Consider the following 14,542-nt stretch of genomic DNA (forward strand, 5'->3'; position numbering starts at 1 on the left):
TCAGCTTCAGGCGCGCGTCGTGTGCCGGTGCGCGGTGTAGGCGACTTCCAGGTCGCCGTCGCGCTGAGTGATCACTTGTCCGGGTCCCCCGTGGTGTTCCACTACGGCGTCCGTGAGGTCGGTGGACGACTTCACGGACGCCGGTGGTCCAGTCGGGCCGGCGTTGCCGGCCTATGCGAACGGTGTGGGACTAGCCGATGACGATGTCGCAGTCGGCCGTGCCGCGGGCGGCGATGGTGGCGAAGTCCGCCTGGACGAAGGGGTCGTACGCCTGCGCGGTCAGGGTGCGGGTCGACTTGCGGGGCACCCACTTGGTGCCGGTGGAGTGCCGGACGTCCGCCGCGTCCCACGACAGGTCACAGACCCAGTGGACGTTGCGGCCCGCAGGCCGCGGGTTGGTGGCCTTCGCGTCGATCCTCCAGTTGCCGTCCGCGTTGACGGTGAACGTGATGTTCCCCCGCACGTCGTGGCTGCTGTCGCTCGTCTTGAACTGGACGGACATGCCGTCCGCCGCGACGTGCTTGGTGGTGGCGTTGGCGTGTGCGGGAACCGTTCCCAGCAGCAGGGAGCCCAGCCCGGCACCCGTCGCGATCAGCAGCGCCAGCCCCCGGTGACTCCGGGCCTTGCCGGACGTCCTGGTGGTGTCGAGTCGCATCTTCTGTCCTTCTCTCTCGTGTGTGTCCCGCATCTGAAGTGAGTGCCGGGCTGGGGGAGATGTCCTCACGACCGCTCCTCGGCCCGGCACCGCTCAAGCATCCGGTCTGCCCGCAGGCCAGGGCTTGGCGGAGGTCTGAGGCTCGCCTGAGGGCTTGTCTGAGGAGGGACTGAGGGTGTTTCCCTGAGTCGGCGAGCCGGGTTGATGGGGCGCGCGTGAGTACCAGGGCCGACGGACTGGAAGGGAACGGGGTGTGCGAGGCCACGGGGATGTCCCCTCTGCCTGCCGCAGGCGGGGACATCGGGCACCAGCGAGTGGACGGCCGGCGAGCAGACGACCGGAGATCGCGACATCTGTCCACGGCGCGCGTTGATCACTCACCGTCACCGTCACCGTCACCGTCACCGTCGACCGGCCCGCACGGCGCCGGCGACGCGACCGGGTCGACGCTTGCCGCTGAGCCCTTCCGCGGGTGTGCGGCCTGTCGTGAAGCCCAGGATGAGCGACTCCCGGTGACTCAGGCACGGCGCGGGGAGACTCGGATGCCGTCGTCACCTGGACAGACCGCAGGCGCTGACGTCGGTGACCCGGCGCTCCGGGCCGTCGGACCGACTGCGTCGGTCCGAGTCTGTGAAGCGGCGGTCACGGACGCCCGGATCCCGTCCGCCGCCCGTCCGCCCGCGGAAGGGCGGTGGCGCGCCCGGCCCGGCGCCTACCCGGCTGCCGGATGCTCAGGCCCCGCGACTCACTCGGCGAGGAAGGCGTCGATGTGCGACAGGAACTCGTCCCAGGCCGGTTCGAACGCGGTGAGCAGGTGACTGCGGCTCTTGAGCAGAACCAGCCGGCTGTCGGGAATGAGAGCGGCCAGCTCATTGGCCTGGGAGGCCGGCACCCGCTCGTCGTCGCGGGAGTGGAGGATCAGCGTCGGACAGGCCACTTGGTGGGCGATGTCGGACACGTCGATCCTGGCGAACTCCTCAAGGAAACGGCCCCCGTTGGCGGGCGAGGTCGTCTGCCGCTGGAAGACGGTGAACGCGTCCCAGTCCTCCGGCGTGCCGTCGGGCAGGAACTGGGAAGCGAAGACCCGCAGGAACCTGGGGTCCTGGTGGATCCATCCGACCCGGGCCACATCCAGGTCGAGTGCCGCCTCGGCACTCTCGGTCTCGCTTCGGGCCCGGACCCGCCGGCCGCGGGCGTAGGCTCCGGCGAGGATCAGTCGGCTGACCCGCTCCGGATGCCGTACCGCATAAGCGACCGCCACCGCACCGCCCTGCGACACCCCGAGCAACGGGAACCTGTCGAGCCCCGCGGCCTCGACCACGGTCTCCAGGTCGTCGACCCAGTCCTCGAACGTGAAGCGGGGCACCACCCAGTCGGAGAGGCCACACCCGCGCTCGTCGTAGCGGATCAGCCGGTGGTTGCGGGCGAGCCCCTTCAACCAGTGCGACCACACCGGGGTCGTCCACTCCAGGTCGAGATGGGACAGCCAGTTGGCCGCCTTGAGCAGGGGTGGGCCCGAGCCGACGGCGGCGTAGGCGATGCGTGTGCCGTCACCGGCCCGGCAGAACCGGATGGTCTGAAGGTCGGCGCCGACCGGTCTGCCGGCCGGTGCCGATCGTTCATGGGCCACATCGTCGGAGCCCCGGAACGGGCCGCCCTCGTCGACCGTCGTCGCGGCCACGAACTGGTAGCCCCGCCGGTGCACGGTGCGGATCACCTGTTGTCGGCTGCCTGTGTCCTCCACGGCCAGCCGAGCGGTCCGTAGCGCCGTGGTGAGGGCGGCCTCGCTGACGAAGCGATCACCCCACACCTCGTCGAGCAGCTCGGTCTTCGGGACCACACGGTCCCGGTGGACGACGAGGTGGCACAGCAGATCCAGGGCCCGAGGCTCGACGTGGACCGCCGCACCGGCTCGGTGGAGCTGGTGCCGAGCCGTGTCCAGCTCGTACTCCCCGAAGCGATGCTTGTCCCCCTGCACCTTTGCAGCGTACAACTCCCCTGTGTCGGCGTACATATGAGCGAAATCCGGGTGTGTCGTCGTGGCGGCGGTGGCACCGTCGCGTCGGCCGGAGGCCGGATCGGGAGCACCCCGGCAGGCACGAGCCGTAAGCGTTCTGTCATCTGCTCAAGGGTCCGAGACGGTCGACCGTCGCGTTGAATGGCGTGGTGGGGCGAGGCACTCTCCGAGGGAGGCACGTGATGGGGCGCGTAAGGGCCGTGCTGGTCAGGCCGTGGGTGGTCGGGGTTTTGGTGGTGGCGGTCGCGGCCGTCGGCTTGGGGTCGTACTGGTTCCAGCCGTGGAAGCTGTGGCAGGACCAGACGGTGACGGAGGCTCTGCCGGGTGCCGTGGAGACCTCCGCGGTCTCTGAGCCCGAGCGGGCCGGTGCGACCTCGCCGACCGGTTCCCCTACGCCGTCGGCGCCGGCGCCCGCCGGGCCGGAGACGTTGGCCGATGGTGAGCTGATCAGCCATGAGCACACCACCTCCGGCGCGGTGAAACTCGTGCGGCTCGCCGACGGCTCCCACGTCGTGCGGCTGGAGAACCTGGACACCAGCAACGGGCCGGACCTCCGTGTGTGGCTGACCGACGCGCCGGTGAAGGAGGGCCGTGCGGGGTGGCATGTCTTCGACGACGGAAAGTACGTCAGCCTCGGCAGGCTCAAGGGCAACAAGGGCAGTCAGAACTACCCGCTGCCTGCGGATGTCGACCCGGCCGGGTTCAGCAGTGTCAGCATCTGGTGCGACCGTTTCGACGTCTCGTTCGGCGCCGCGGAGCTCACCCGGGTATGACGGGCACCGCAGAGGCGCTCTGGGCGCGGATCGCCGGGCACCGCGTCGGAGAGCGCCCACGGGCTGGTGCTGCCGCAGCCGTGGTGGCGTCGGAGGGCCGGCGGCCTGCCGCAGGAGGACCGGCTGATCCGCCACCTTCGGCGCCACCCCGAATGGCGACCTCGCGCATGGGTTGGCGGGAGTTCCGGCGGCCGCGCGCCGGACGCGGTCGGAGCGGCAGGGCGCGCGTGTACGGGTGTGCTCAGCCGAATCGTGCGGCGAGGCGCCGGTACAGCGCCGGTGCCGCGCCGCGTAGTCGGGCGGGAAGACGTACCCACCCGGGGACGTAGACCTCGTCCTTGCCCCGCGCCACCGCCCGCCACACCGCGTCCGCCACTCGTTCCGGCGGCACCGGCCTCGGTCTCGACCGCTGGTAGGGGGCGCCACGGTGGTCGAGGAACGGTGTGTCGACGACTCCCGGCACCACGAGGGTGACCCCGACGCCGGCGGCGCGCACCTCGTATCGCAGGGCGTCGGCGAACGCACCGAGCGCTGCTTTCGCCCCGGAGTAGACGGCCTCGCCCTTGACTCCGACGGCCCCCGCGACGGAGCCGATGAGCACCACGTGCCCGGAGCCGGCCTCCAGCATGTGCGGCAGCACCTGACGGACCAGACGCATGGTGGCCAGCACGTCCACGCCGATCACCTCGTCGATGGCCTCTTCGGGCATGGTGGCGAAGTCTCCGGCCCAGCCGATGCCCGCTCCCGCCACCAGAAGGTCCACCCGGCCGGCCTTCTCCAGGGACGACTCGACGAGCCGCCGGTCGGCGCCGGCCCTGGTGAGATCGGCGGGGAGGACCGCGGCGGGCAGGTGCGCTGCCACCTGGGTGAGCCTGGTCGGGTCACGTCCGTTGAGCAGCAGTCTCCAGCCTCCCGCGGCCAGTCGGCGCGCCACAGCCGCCCCGATGCCGGAAGAGGCTCCGGTGACCAGCGCCACGCCTGGGTGCGAGCCGTCCGTGGTGCGATGCACGACGAGGGGAGCGGGGAGAGCGGTGGGTGGGGGAGCGGACGGAGAAGAGGGAGTCACCTGGGGCATGTGCCAGACCTCGGCTCGTGGATCGGAGAGGGAGGGCGGGGGCGACGACCGTCTCGGCCGCGGAACCGGCCCGGCGTCGAGCCGCGCGCGGACCGATCATGGGCCCGACGGTACGTGGCTGCCGAAGGGCTCGCACGCGGTGGACCCGCTCGGGCGGTGCCGCACAGCGGCCTGCCCGGTTCTGGGATCGGCGCCGCCGGGCGGAATGAACGCGGCCGGGGCCTTTGGCGCACACAGGGCCGGCCACGGTGAAGACGCGGACCACGGGTCGGTTCCGCACGCAACCGAGTGGAACGACGACCCGGCGGACCCCGGCCGGGGCGGGTACCCGTATGACCATGCGCCCTTCCCCACCGTCCTCGGTCCCTGTGCCACCGGTGCCTCCTGGTGGTTCCCTCGTCTCCGTGGCCGTTCTGGTGGAACTCATGAGGTCGGAGACGGCGGGCGGCCACGTCAAGTGCTGGGAACGGTTCGCCGAGGCCGCGGCGCTGCGCGCCCGCGACGTCGACGAGATCGACCTGACCTTGTACGTGCTCGGGAAGCGGGAGTGCGTCGAGGAGTTCTCGCCATGGGTACGTGTGGTGGCCCTGCGGCCGGTGCTCAGCTCCGCGCGGATCACGCCTCTGGTCGGTGGGGTGGACGTCACAGATCTTTCCCCGTTCCATCCCCGGCTCGCCCGACTCCTGCGCCGGCACGACGTATGGCATCTCACGCACACCTTCGCCTTCGCCTCGACCGCGGCTCGACTGGCCGGCCGCACACGCCGGGAACGGCGGCCGGGCCTCGTGGCGTCCGTGCACACGGATGTTCCGGCGCTGTCCGCCGTCTACGCCCGTCAGGCCGCCCGAGGGCTGCTGGGGCAGTCCCGGTGGGTCGATCGCTTCGGCGCCGGACCGGAGCGAGTGGCCGAAACACTTGCTCGGCGGCGGCGGGACCGGCTGCTGCGGCTCAGCGATCGGGTGCTCGTCGCGGCACCGGACGGCCGGGAGGAGATCGACGAGGTGGTCGGTTCCGGCCGGGTGTCACTGCTGCGGCGCGGTGTCGACCACCGGCGCTTCCGTCCCGATCAAGGGGCCCGGCAGGCACTGGCCCGCTTGTACGATCTCCCGGACGACCGTCTGCTGGTGCTGTTCGTCGGCCGGGTGGACGCGTCCAAACGGGTTCTGCTGGTCGCCGAGGCCGTACGCCGTCTGGTGGCGGACGGGTGGCTCGTGCACCTGGTCGTCGTCGGTGCGGGCGCCGACGACGAGCGCGTCGCCGAACTGCTGGGCCCCCATGTCACCCGGCTCCCCCCGCTGGCCCAGCACCGGCTCGCCCGGGTGTACGCCGGCTGTGACGTCTTCGCGTTTCCCTCCCGCACCGAGACGGTCGGGAATGTCGTGGCCGAGGCCATGGCCTCCGGCCTTCCCGTCGTGCTGCCGACCGGCGCGGCCACGACCCAGTGGCTGGCCGACCCCGGTCGGGACGGCGTCGTGGTGCGCGACGACACTCCCGAGGGCTGGGGCCGGGCCCTTGCCGAACTGACAGGGCGCCCCGAGGCGCGGCTCGCGATGGCGCGGCGCGCGACTGAGACATCGCGCGAGTCGCACCCCACGTGGGCGCGGGTCCTTGAGGAGGACCTCGTGCCGGTCTGGCGGGACGTGGCCTGGTCCAGGACGCGTCCCGGACCTGGGTGAAGGACGCTCATCGGTGGGTGACAGCCACCGTTCAAGGGTGCTGTCGGGCCTGCTCCCGCCGGTGCAGGGCGGCGACCGTGGGCGAGGTGTCCAGGGACACGATGCCGTAGAGGGCCGTTCCCACGCCGAGCACCGTCAGCGCGGTCGCCCAGCCGTCGACCCGCAGCGTCTCACCGAACAACGTCGTGCCGACCACGACCGCCACGACCGGTTCCGTCACATCGATCACCGTCATCGTCGCGGCCAGCGGCCCTTCCTGGAAGGCTGTCTGGATCAGCAGCAACCCGCCCGCGCTGGCGGCGACCAGGGCGTACGTCTGCCAGCCCGAGACGACGGCGCCGAATCCGTGCGCCATCCGGGCGACGGTGGTGTCGAGGAGCACGGACTGGAAGCCCATCACCGTGCCGCCGGCCAGCGCCACCAGGGACGCGCGCCGGACCCCCGTGACCCACGTGCGCGCCGCCAGCGCCCCGGCGACGACGGCGGTGACTCCGCCGACGGCGGCGAGCCAGGGCACCATCCGGTCTGTCATCGGGTCTCCGCCGCCCGGCCGCGCCGTCGCGAGCGCCGCGGCCAGGCCGACGACCACCGCGCATGTGCCTCCCCACTCCCGCGGGCCCAGTCGCACATGGGACAGGTGCGCGGAGAGCGGGACCGCGAACACCAGCTCACAGACGATCAAGGGCTGCACCAGGCTGAGCGGGCCGAAGGCGAGGGCCAGGGCCTGGAACCCGTAGGCGACCACCGCCAGAGCGATACCGCACACCCACCGGGGTTGCCGTGCCAGTCCTCGCAACAGGCGCCAGGACAGGCCCGTTTCGGGCGGCATGGCGCTCGCCGCGCGCTGCTGGAGCACGCCGGCCAGGGCGAAGCACAGACCCGCGGCCACCGAGGCGAGGACGGCGACGGTCATCGGGGACGGCGAACGTCACGTCGTACCGGCTCTCGAAGAGCGAGGGCGTGCCTCACCCGCGTGGCCGAGTGGCCCGACCATGGATGTACAGCTGACGCCGGTCACCGACGTCCAGGTGCCGGGGGACGGGGAGCTCGTAACGGACCGGGCGGCGGTGGTCGGCGAGTTGCCGCTCCGGGTTGTAGACGGTGTTGAACTTCCACAGCATGCGGGCGAAGTTGGTCTGCCCGCGCAGGAGGTTGCCGACGATGACGCGGCCCGCCGCCAGCGCGGTCCGCAGTCCGAGGTGCTTGCGGTTGATCACCGCCTGGGTGCGTACCAGTTCCCGGTAGAACTCCTCCAGCGGCAGGCGGGTCGGCACCACGGCGTGCTGGATGTCGAACAACCGGTAGTCGCGGGTGGTCAGGCGCCGGGCCTCGGTGTGCCAGATCTCCGTGCCCGGGTACGGCGTCATGACCGTGAGATGCACGATCTCGGGAACGGACAGGGCGAACTCCCGTACCAGCCGGAAGCGTTCCGCGTCCCAGTCGGGGTCGACGATCAGGTTGATGGCCACGTTGATGTCCAGTTTCCGCGCCGTCTCCAGCGCGCGGAAGTTGTCGTCGGGGCTGATCCGCTTGCGGAACCGGTCGAGCCCCTCGGCGTCGAGGGCCTCCATACCGAGGAACATGTAGCGCAGACCGAGTCGGGACCAGCGTTCGAACACCTCGGGGTGGCGCAGGAGGACGTCTCCGCGGGTCTCCAGGTAGTAGCGCTTGCGGATGCGGCGGCGCTCCACCTCCGCCGCGATGGCGTCCCCGTGTTCGGGTCGGATGAAGGCCACGTCGTCCACGACGAAGACGTTGGGCTCCCGGATGCTTCCCAACTCCTCGGCGGCCGCTTCGGGCGACGCCTTGCGGTAGCTGCGGCCGTAGAACGTCCACGCCGAGCAGAACGAGCAGTCCCACGGACAGCCCCGGGTGAACTCGATGGACGCGCACGGGTCGAGTTCGCCGATGAAGTACCGGCCGCGGTTGCGCATGAGGTCCCGTGCGGGACGGGGTGAGTCGATGCTGTGGAGCATCCGGGGAGGCGGGCCGTGGCCCGACGCCGTGACGACACCGGGAACACCGTCGACGCCTCCCTCGGCGACCGCCTGCAGCAGCGAGGTGACCGCGGGTTCGCCCTCGCCCCGCATGACCGCGTCCACCGTTCCCTCCGCTTGTTCCAGGACGTCCCCCGCGACGAAGGAGACACTGTGGCCGCCGAAGAAGACGAAGCAGCCGGGCCGGGCGGCCTTCACCCTGCGGGCGATCCCGATCGCCTCAGGGATGTTGGCCAGGTAGTTGAGGGAGATGCCGAGGGCCTCGGGGCGGAAGGAGACGATCTCTCGCTGGAGATCCGTGTGGTTGAGGACCTGGAGATCCACGACACGGACCTGGTGCCCCGCGTCACGGGCGGCACCGGCCACTCGTTCGAGGCCGAGCGGCTCCAGACGGAGAAAGATCTCCGAGTACATGAGAGCGCTGGGATGGACGAGCAGCAGGCGCATGAGTCACCTCAGGGGCGGGAGACGGCCTTTGCGAGGTATCACGGCGGTGAGCGCGTGAAACGCCGTGGTGCCCCGGCCATCCGTTCGGGGCCGTGTTCTGCCGTCGCCCGGCGGTACGGACGTTCTGACGGGGGGCGTCATGAATTCGTCGTCTGGTTCTGCGCAGGGCCGAACGATGGGTGCTCCCCGGTGCCCGGCGGGTCGTCCTCGTCGGGATGCCGCTCAGCATGCGTGCCGTGTTGACCAGACCGACGAGGCTGAACGCCTGGGGTCACCGGTGTTGTCCACACCCACGATCACGGGCTTAGCGTCGGCCCTGTCGGCTTCCACCGGGACCTGCTCCGCTCCCGGAACGGACTACTGGCGGGTGGAGGAGGAGCCGAAGCGGCTGGTTCGTGCACCTCACCTCGGCGCGGAGACGACCACGGCGTAGCCACCGATGCCCAGCAGTTCGTCGCCCGGGATCCGCTCCTCCCCCGTCACGAGGTGGCTGACGCGTCCGGAACGCTCGTCGAACTCGACGTCGATCACGGTGCCCTTCTCCAGTCCCGTCTCGGTCAGGACGGGCTTTCCGACGGGATCGTGCACGGGAGCGGCCTGATCACCGGGATCCATGTCCTTCTCGTCTCGTAGCCGGTCCGCGTTCTCGATGGCGATCTCGTCCTGGCCGAACGACCGGACGCCCTCCCACGGGAGGGTGTGGTGTCCGCGGCCCCGGGTCTTCAGCCGCAGACCGGCGATACGGGCCGGCGAGGGAGCGACGGCGCACGAGGCGACCGTGCCGACAGTCTCGGCCGTCATGAGGTTCATGACGGCCCTGTTCCGGGCGTTGCTGAACAACATCGCTCAGTCCTCACGGGAGTCGCGCTCGGGCAGGTCGCGCAGCTTCTCCACGGCTTCGGCGAACCCTCCCAGGTTCGCCGCACTGTGCTGCGCGGTGATATCGGCGACGAGTACGCGTTCGCCGGAGACGGTGACCGCACCGGCGACCGGCAGCAGAACACGTCGGTGCTCCGCCGTCTCGACCTCGTAGCCCGCCACCACGGGCGCCCTGCCGGTGGCGACGACGGCGTCGGTCACGGTGCCCAGCTGTGTGCCCGAGCGGGTCGTGACCGCGAGGCCCAGTACGTTGACTCCCGCGCGCTCCTCCTTGCCCGGACGGGCGGCGGTGTCGTCCTCCTCCAACGCGCGCTCGTCGCGGACCGTGACCGCGTGCGGCCCCAGAGCGTGGACGTCCTCCCACCGCAGCGCCTGGTGGAGCGGCCGTGAGAGCAGTCCGCGGCCGACCAGGGTGAAGCATCGGATGCTGCCCGTCGAGGAGTCGAAGACGATGTCCTTGACCTGTCCGACGGCGTCCCCCGACAAGGTCACCACTGGCTTGCTGATGATCTCGCGGGCCCGCATGTAGACGGTCATGGCTTCTGCTCCTCTCCGCCCGGTGGCCGACGCCCCTGCGCGATCACGCCGCCGGACCGACTTCGCACCCGGAGCGCCACACCGAGCGCGGCGACCACGGCGAGAATCGCGAGACCGATGACGAGCCAGCTCCACCACTCCATCTCGATGTCCCTTCGCCCGTGGGTTCACCGACATTCCCGTCTGCTTCCAGGTTCTCTCCCCATGCGTCCGGGTGCCGCTCGGACGGGGCCCCGGCGCCGCTGCCGCCGGGCATGACGCCTCGTCATGCGTCGGGGAGCTGGAGGACCTCGTTGGCGTAGTCGACGGTGATCGAGCCGAAATCGCTGAGCACGTCCGAACCGAGCAGGCCCTGGATACCGCCGCCACCCCTGGGCGGGCCCAGGTCGATGACGGTGACCTCACCCGGATCGAGGCGTACGTCACCGACCTCCCACCGGTCCACCTCCGCGACGGGAACCTGGCCGGTGCCCAGGATTCCGCTCACCGAACGGCGCTCGCCGGTGCGCTCCAGGTCGATCCGGTCCGCGACTTCGTCGTCCACCACGCTTGTGGAGGCACCGGTGTCCAGGGCGAACATGAAGGGCCCCCGGCCCTCGATGCTCACCGGCACGAAGGCCAGCGTCCGGTCATCCTGCTCCACGATCCTCAGCGGTACCTCGCGCGTCGCCTCCGGGGAGGAGCTGTCTCCCTCCGCGCCGTCGCGGCCGTCGACGCTGACGCAGCCGGTCAACAGCAGTGCGGTCAGCGACGCGGTCAGCAGTGCCGCGAAGCCCCTTCGGTCCCCGCGTCGGTGCCTGATCCCGGACGATGTGTCGTCCTGGCTGGTCATATGGGCGGGGTGCCCGGCCGAGGGGTGCTCAAAACGGGATTATTCAGATCGTATCCGTCGTCTGGATGGGGGTACTCCGCCTTAAGAGGTCATCACTTGAGTGAACGGAGCGAATGAAGGAGGAGGAGGTGAGAGCGGTGCTGGTGCTGGGGTTGCTGCTGGTGCTGGCCAGTGGGGCGTTCGCGGTCATCGCCGTCGCGGAGAACTTCTCGGGCGGGCCCGAGTACGCGGTGGAGATCTTCGGCAATCGGATCGCGACACTCGGCGCGCCCGGGCTCTTTCTGTCCGGCGTCGCGCTGGCGTTGATCTTCTGCCTGGGTCTGGCTCTGCTCGCGGCCGGGCGCAAGCGGCATCGTCGGGAGCGTGTGCTGCTAGGTTCCGCGCCCGCGGCGCGGACGACGGCGCAGGAAGCAGGGGAGGCGGAGGGACGGCGCCCACGGTCGGGCCATCGCCGGCGCCGACACCTGTTCGGACACTGACACCACTGAACTCGGGGCACGCGCGTGGCTGTCCCTACCGACGTGCGGACCGGTCCTGGACGTCCGCCGGCGCCGTGCCTGGATGAACAGGGGCGAACCAGGGAGGTGGCCGCTGTGCGGTCGACGTTCTGGCTGGGGCGTGTGGCCGGGATCCGGGTGGGCGTGCACTGGAGCGTACTGGTCGTCTTCGCCCTGATCCTGGTGGGACTGGCGGGAGGCGGTCTCCGCGAGGCCGAGCCGGACCGCCCCGCGTGGCAGTACTGGCTCGCTTCGGCGGTGACCGCGGTGCTCTTCCTGTTGTCGTTGCTCGCGCATGAGATCAGCCACGCGCTGGTCGCCCGCCGCAACGGTGTGTCGGTGGAGGACATCACGCTGTGGCTGCTCGGCGGACTCGCGCGGCTCAGGAGCGAGGCGGCCACCCCCGGAGCGGAATTGCGCATCGCCGGCGTGGGACCGCTGGTCAGTCTGCTGCTGGGCGGGCTCTTCGCCTTGGCGGCCGGGCTGCTGGCCTGGATCTCCGGCACCGGACTCGCGGTGGCGGCACTGGTCTGGCTGGCGGTGATCAATCTCCTGCTCGCCGTCTTCAACGCCCTGCCCGCCGCGCCCCTGGACGGCGGCCGTCTGCTCCGCGCGTTCGTGTGGTGGAAGACCGGCAGCCCGCTCCGCGCCACCGCGGTGGCCACGGGCGCGGGACGCGTCCTCGGGTGGTCCCTGGTGGGTGTCGGCCTGTACCTCGTCCTGGTGGGGGCCGTGTTCAGCGGCATCTGGATGGTGATCATCGGCTGGTTCGTCATCGCGGTGGCTACGGCCGAGGGCGGACAGGCGAGACTGCGTGAGCTTCTGGGCGGAATCCCGGTGAGCGACGCGATGACACCCGACCCGGTGACCGTCCTGGCGCGCACCAGGATCGGCGACTTCCTCGACGACCCACGCTTCCGCTACCGCCACTCGGCGTTTCCCGTCATCGACGACAGGAACGCCGCGGTCGGCCTGGTCACCCTGAAGAGCGCCGACGCCGTTCCGGCACCGGAACGACCGTCCACCACTGTCGCCGACGTCATGACCTCGGTGGACGACTTGCCCACACCCCGCCCCGACGACTCGCTGGCCCGGCTCGTCCCCGAGTTGCAGGCCGGATCCGCGCATCGTGCCCTCGTGCTGGAAGGACACCGGCTGGTCGGCATCGTCACGTCCTCCGACATCAGCCGGGTGACCGCCTGGCTGAGCTCCTCGTCCGCCTGGCGTCGGCGGACCCTGTGACGGCCTCGCCCGTCGAGGTCCCTGGTACCCGGCACCGTGCTCCATGACGGACCCGCCGTGGAGCAGTGGCGAGCCGTCCAGGCAGGAGCCGGTACAGCCCTGCTCGTCCCTGACGGGGGCAACGCGTTCCCTGAGGCCGCACTTTTCCTCAGACAGTGACTGCGTGCTCAGCCCGGACGCCGCTCCTAGACGGGCGAAACCCTGCCTGCCGCGGCTCTGGCGACGCGGCACCGGCCCGTTGCAGCCCGTCCGGGCAAGCACTCCCACGGTGCCGACCAGCGGGAAACGGACGCCGACGGCGCCGATCACTGCCCTCCACGTCGCGCGCCTTCCGGAACGGCTCGTCGGACGGGCTGCCGCCTTGCCCGTGCGCCGCGGCCCGACCGGACCCGCACCGCAGCGTCCGCAGGGGCTTCCGCCGCACGTGCGCACCCAAGGCTCGCTTGACGCTGGCATGCTATTTTGCAGCATGCAAATTTTGACGTGAGAGGGCAGTAGGGATGCCGGGAGCAAAAGGGGGCCGACCATCGACACGCTTCGCCAGTCCCTGAATGGGTGGCGGGTTCGAGCATCGACTCGAACCCGCCGTCAGTCCCTTCCTCTGGAAATGCCTGTTTCCGGCTGCCTCCCCGAGGGAGCCGGGCCGACTGCCGGCCGTCCACTCGCCGACACCGGCGGCGGGATCTTCGCTTCTCTCGGCGTGAGTGTCCGGACGGTGCCCACATCGGACCTCGATCCTCAGGAAGACCCAGAGATGTTCGACGCTCTGACGTCCCATGACGCCCGCTGACGGGCGCCGAAGAGCCGGAGGCCGTACCTCATGCTGATTGCCCAGCGTCCCTCGTTGACCGAAGAGGTCGTTGACGAGTTCCGCTCCCGGTTCGTGATCGAGCCGCTGGAACCGGGCTTCGGTCGCGCCCTCGGCAATTCCTTCCGCCGTACCCTCCTGTCGTCCGTCCCGGGTGCGGCGGTCACGTCCATCCGCATCGACGGCGTTCTGCATGAGTTCACCACCGTGCCGGGCGTCAGGGAGGACGTCACGGACCTGATCCTCAACATCAAGCAGCTGGTCTTCTCCTCGGAGGACGACGAGCCGGTCGTGATGTACCTGCGCAAGCAGGGCCCGGGTCTCGTGACCGCCGCCGACATCGCCCTGAGGGGCAGCGTCGAGGTGCACAACCCCGACCTGGTCCTCGCGACGCTCAACGGCAAGGGCAAGCTGGAGATGGAACTGACGGTCGAGCGCGGTCGCGGTTATGTCTCCGCTGTGCAGAACAAGCAGGTGGGCCAGGAGATCGGCCGTATCCCGGTCGACTCGATCTACTCGCCGGTCCTGAAGGTCACCTACAGGGTCGAGGCGACCCGCGTCGGGCAGCGCACCGACTTCGACAAGCTGATCGTCGACGTCGAGACCAAGCAGGCGATGCGTCCGCGTGACGCCATGGCGTCCGCCGGTAAGACCTTGGTGGAGCTGTTCGGCCTCGCCCACGAGCTGAACGTCGACGCCGAGGGCATCGACATGGGCCCGTCCCCCGCGGACGCCGCCCTGGCCGTAGACCTGGCGCTGCCGATCGAGGAACTGGAGCTCACGGTCCGCTCCTACAACTGCCTCAAGCGCGAGGGCATCCACCTCGTGGAAGAGCTCGTCGCCCTGTCCGAGGCCGACCTCCACGACATCCGCAACTTCGGTGCGAAGTCGATCGACGAGGTCAGGGCGAAGGTGGCCGGCCTGGGCCTGGCCCTCAAAGGAAGCCCCGAAGCCGAACCTCACGCCATCTGAGGAACGCCGGAACGCTCAACGGCGCCGCCTGCAGCTGCTGCGGCAGTGGCGGCCCGGCAGGCGCTCGCGTGGCCAGTGCTGGAACGCCACAGCGGTCACCGTCGGCCAGACCGCGCCCAAGCAGTCGGCTCGTGC

Annotated in this window: 14 protein-coding genes; 5 read left to right on the forward strand and 9 right to left on the reverse strand. The window is 70.6% G+C overall.

The window, feature by feature from the left end; all coding sequences use genetic code 11:
- Nucleotides 1-190: 190 nt before the first annotated feature.
- On the reverse strand, nucleotides 191-655 hold the full coding sequence (locus GWK25_RS00935) for a hypothetical protein (protein WP_215447908.1): 465 nt from the start codon (nucleotides 653-655) through the stop codon (nucleotides 191-193).
- A gap of 745 nt (nucleotides 656-1,400) precedes the next feature.
- Nucleotides 1,401-2,633 (reverse strand): alpha/beta fold hydrolase, encoded by a 1,233-nt coding sequence (locus tag GWK25_RS00940; protein ID WP_215447910.1) that lies wholly within the window; start codon nucleotides 2,631-2,633, stop codon nucleotides 1,401-1,403.
- Between the two features lie 221 nt (nucleotides 2,634-2,854).
- On the opposite strand from GWK25_RS00940, the gene GWK25_RS00945 reads away from it, so the two are divergent.
- Nucleotides 2,855-3,445 carry a DM13 domain-containing protein gene (locus tag GWK25_RS00945; RefSeq protein WP_215447912.1) on the forward strand — a complete coding sequence of 197 codons (591 nt, stop codon included), beginning with the start codon at nucleotides 2,855-2,857 and terminating at the stop codon, nucleotides 3,443-3,445.
- 241 nt (nucleotides 3,446-3,686) lie between these two features.
- Here GWK25_RS00945 and GWK25_RS00950 read toward each other — a convergent pair whose 3' ends face one another.
- Nucleotides 3,687-4,520 carry an SDR family NAD(P)-dependent oxidoreductase gene (locus tag GWK25_RS00950; protein WP_215447914.1) on the reverse strand — a complete coding sequence of 278 codons (834 nt, stop codon included), beginning with the start codon at nucleotides 4,518-4,520 and terminating at the stop codon, nucleotides 3,687-3,689.
- 404 nt (nucleotides 4,521-4,924) lie between these two features.
- Between GWK25_RS00950 and GWK25_RS00955 the strand changes: the two genes are divergently transcribed.
- Nucleotides 4,925-6,196, forward strand: coding sequence for a glycosyltransferase (locus tag GWK25_RS00955; RefSeq protein ID WP_308404145.1), 1,272 nt, complete (start codon nucleotides 4,925-4,927; stop codon nucleotides 6,194-6,196).
- Nucleotides 6,197-6,227: 31 nt separating this feature from the next.
- Here GWK25_RS00955 and GWK25_RS00960 read toward each other — a convergent pair whose 3' ends face one another.
- From GWK25_RS00960 to GWK25_RS00985, 6 genes are all read right to left on the reverse strand, one after another.
- On the reverse strand, nucleotides 6,228-7,109 hold the full coding sequence (locus GWK25_RS00960; protein ID WP_215447918.1) for a DMT family transporter: 882 nt from the start codon (nucleotides 7,107-7,109) through the stop codon (nucleotides 6,228-6,230).
- Between the two features lie 52 nt (nucleotides 7,110-7,161).
- Nucleotides 7,162-8,640, reverse strand: a complete 1,479-nt coding sequence (gene hpnR / locus GWK25_RS00965) for a hopanoid C-3 methylase HpnR (protein ID WP_215447920.1) — start codon at nucleotides 8,638-8,640, stop codon at nucleotides 7,162-7,164.
- Nucleotides 8,641-9,042: 402 nt separating this feature from the next.
- The gene (locus tag GWK25_RS00970) at nucleotides 9,043-9,483 is read right to left on the reverse strand and encodes a PRC-barrel domain-containing protein (RefSeq protein WP_251828639.1); all 441 of its coding nucleotides are present in this window, start codon (nucleotides 9,481-9,483) and stop codon (nucleotides 9,043-9,045) included.
- A 3-nt stretch (nucleotides 9,484-9,486) separates the two neighbouring features.
- A complete protein-coding gene (locus GWK25_RS00975) occupies nucleotides 9,487-10,056 on the reverse strand; it encodes a PRC-barrel domain-containing protein (RefSeq protein WP_215447922.1) in 570 nt (189 codons plus the stop codon).
- Nucleotides 10,053-10,199 (reverse strand): hypothetical protein, encoded by a 147-nt coding sequence (locus GWK25_RS00980; protein ID WP_215447924.1) that lies wholly within the window; start codon nucleotides 10,197-10,199, stop codon nucleotides 10,053-10,055. The genes GWK25_RS00975 and GWK25_RS00980 overlap by 4 nt, the downstream gene beginning before the upstream one ends.
- Nucleotides 10,200-10,321: 122 nt before the next feature.
- Nucleotides 10,322-10,888, reverse strand: coding sequence for a retropepsin-like aspartic protease (locus GWK25_RS00985; protein WP_215447926.1), 567 nt, complete (start codon nucleotides 10,886-10,888; stop codon nucleotides 10,322-10,324).
- Between the two features lie 113 nt (nucleotides 10,889-11,001).
- On the opposite strand from GWK25_RS00985, the gene GWK25_RS00990 reads away from it, so the two are divergent.
- From GWK25_RS00990 to GWK25_RS01000, 3 genes are all read left to right on the forward strand, one after another.
- A complete protein-coding gene (locus GWK25_RS00990; protein WP_251828640.1) occupies nucleotides 11,002-11,367 on the forward strand; it encodes a hypothetical protein in 366 nt (121 codons plus the stop codon).
- Nucleotides 11,368-11,481: 114 nt separating this feature from the next.
- The gene (locus GWK25_RS00995; RefSeq protein ID WP_215447928.1) at nucleotides 11,482-12,627 is read left to right on the forward strand and encodes a site-2 protease family protein; all 1,146 of its coding nucleotides are present in this window, start codon (nucleotides 11,482-11,484) and stop codon (nucleotides 12,625-12,627) included.
- A gap of 820 nt (nucleotides 12,628-13,447) precedes the next feature.
- The gene (locus GWK25_RS01000) at nucleotides 13,448-14,407 is read left to right on the forward strand and encodes a DNA-directed RNA polymerase subunit alpha (protein WP_215447931.1); all 960 of its coding nucleotides are present in this window, start codon (nucleotides 13,448-13,450) and stop codon (nucleotides 14,405-14,407) included.
- Nucleotides 14,408-14,542 lie beyond the last annotated feature (135 nt).

Source organism: Streptomyces sp. ATCC 21386, assembly GCF_018728545.1.
Classification (GTDB): domain Bacteria; phylum Actinomycetota; class Actinomycetes; order Streptomycetales; family Streptomycetaceae; genus Streptomyces.

Coding starts and splice junctions, on each gene's coding strand:
- GWK25_RS00980 (WP_215447924.1), bottom strand. CDS start 10,199: ATGGAGTGGTGGAGCTGGCTCGTCATCGGTCTCGCGATTCTCGCCGTG.
- GWK25_RS00960 (WP_215447918.1), bottom strand. CDS start 7,109: ATGACCGTCGCCGTCCTCGCCTCGGTGGCCGCGGGTCTGTGCTTCGCC.
- GWK25_RS01000 (WP_215447931.1), top strand. CDS start 13,448: ATGCTGATTGCCCAGCGTCCCTCGTTGACCGAAGAGGTCGTTGACGAG.
- GWK25_RS00975 (WP_215447922.1), bottom strand. CDS start 10,056: ATGACCGTCTACATGCGGGCCCGCGAGATCATCAGCAAGCCAGTGGTG.
- GWK25_RS00970 (WP_251828639.1), bottom strand. CDS start 9,483: ATGTTGTTCAGCAACGCCCGGAACAGGGCCGTCATGAACCTCATGACG.
- GWK25_RS00935 (WP_215447908.1), bottom strand. CDS start 655: ATGCGACTCGACACCACCAGGACGTCCGGCAAGGCCCGGAGTCACCGG.
- GWK25_RS00945 (WP_215447912.1), top strand. CDS start 2,855: ATGGGGCGCGTAAGGGCCGTGCTGGTCAGGCCGTGGGTGGTCGGGGTT.
- hpnR (WP_215447920.1), bottom strand. CDS start 8,640: ATGCGCCTGCTGCTCGTCCATCCCAGCGCTCTCATGTACTCGGAGATC.
- GWK25_RS00990 (WP_251828640.1), top strand. CDS start 11,002: ATGAAGGAGGAGGAGGTGAGAGCGGTGCTGGTGCTGGGGTTGCTGCTG.
- GWK25_RS00985 (WP_215447926.1), bottom strand. CDS start 10,888: ATGACCAGCCAGGACGACACATCGTCCGGGATCAGGCACCGACGCGGG.
- GWK25_RS00950 (WP_215447914.1), bottom strand. CDS start 4,520: ATGCCCCAGGTGACTCCCTCTTCTCCGTCCGCTCCCCCACCCACCGCT.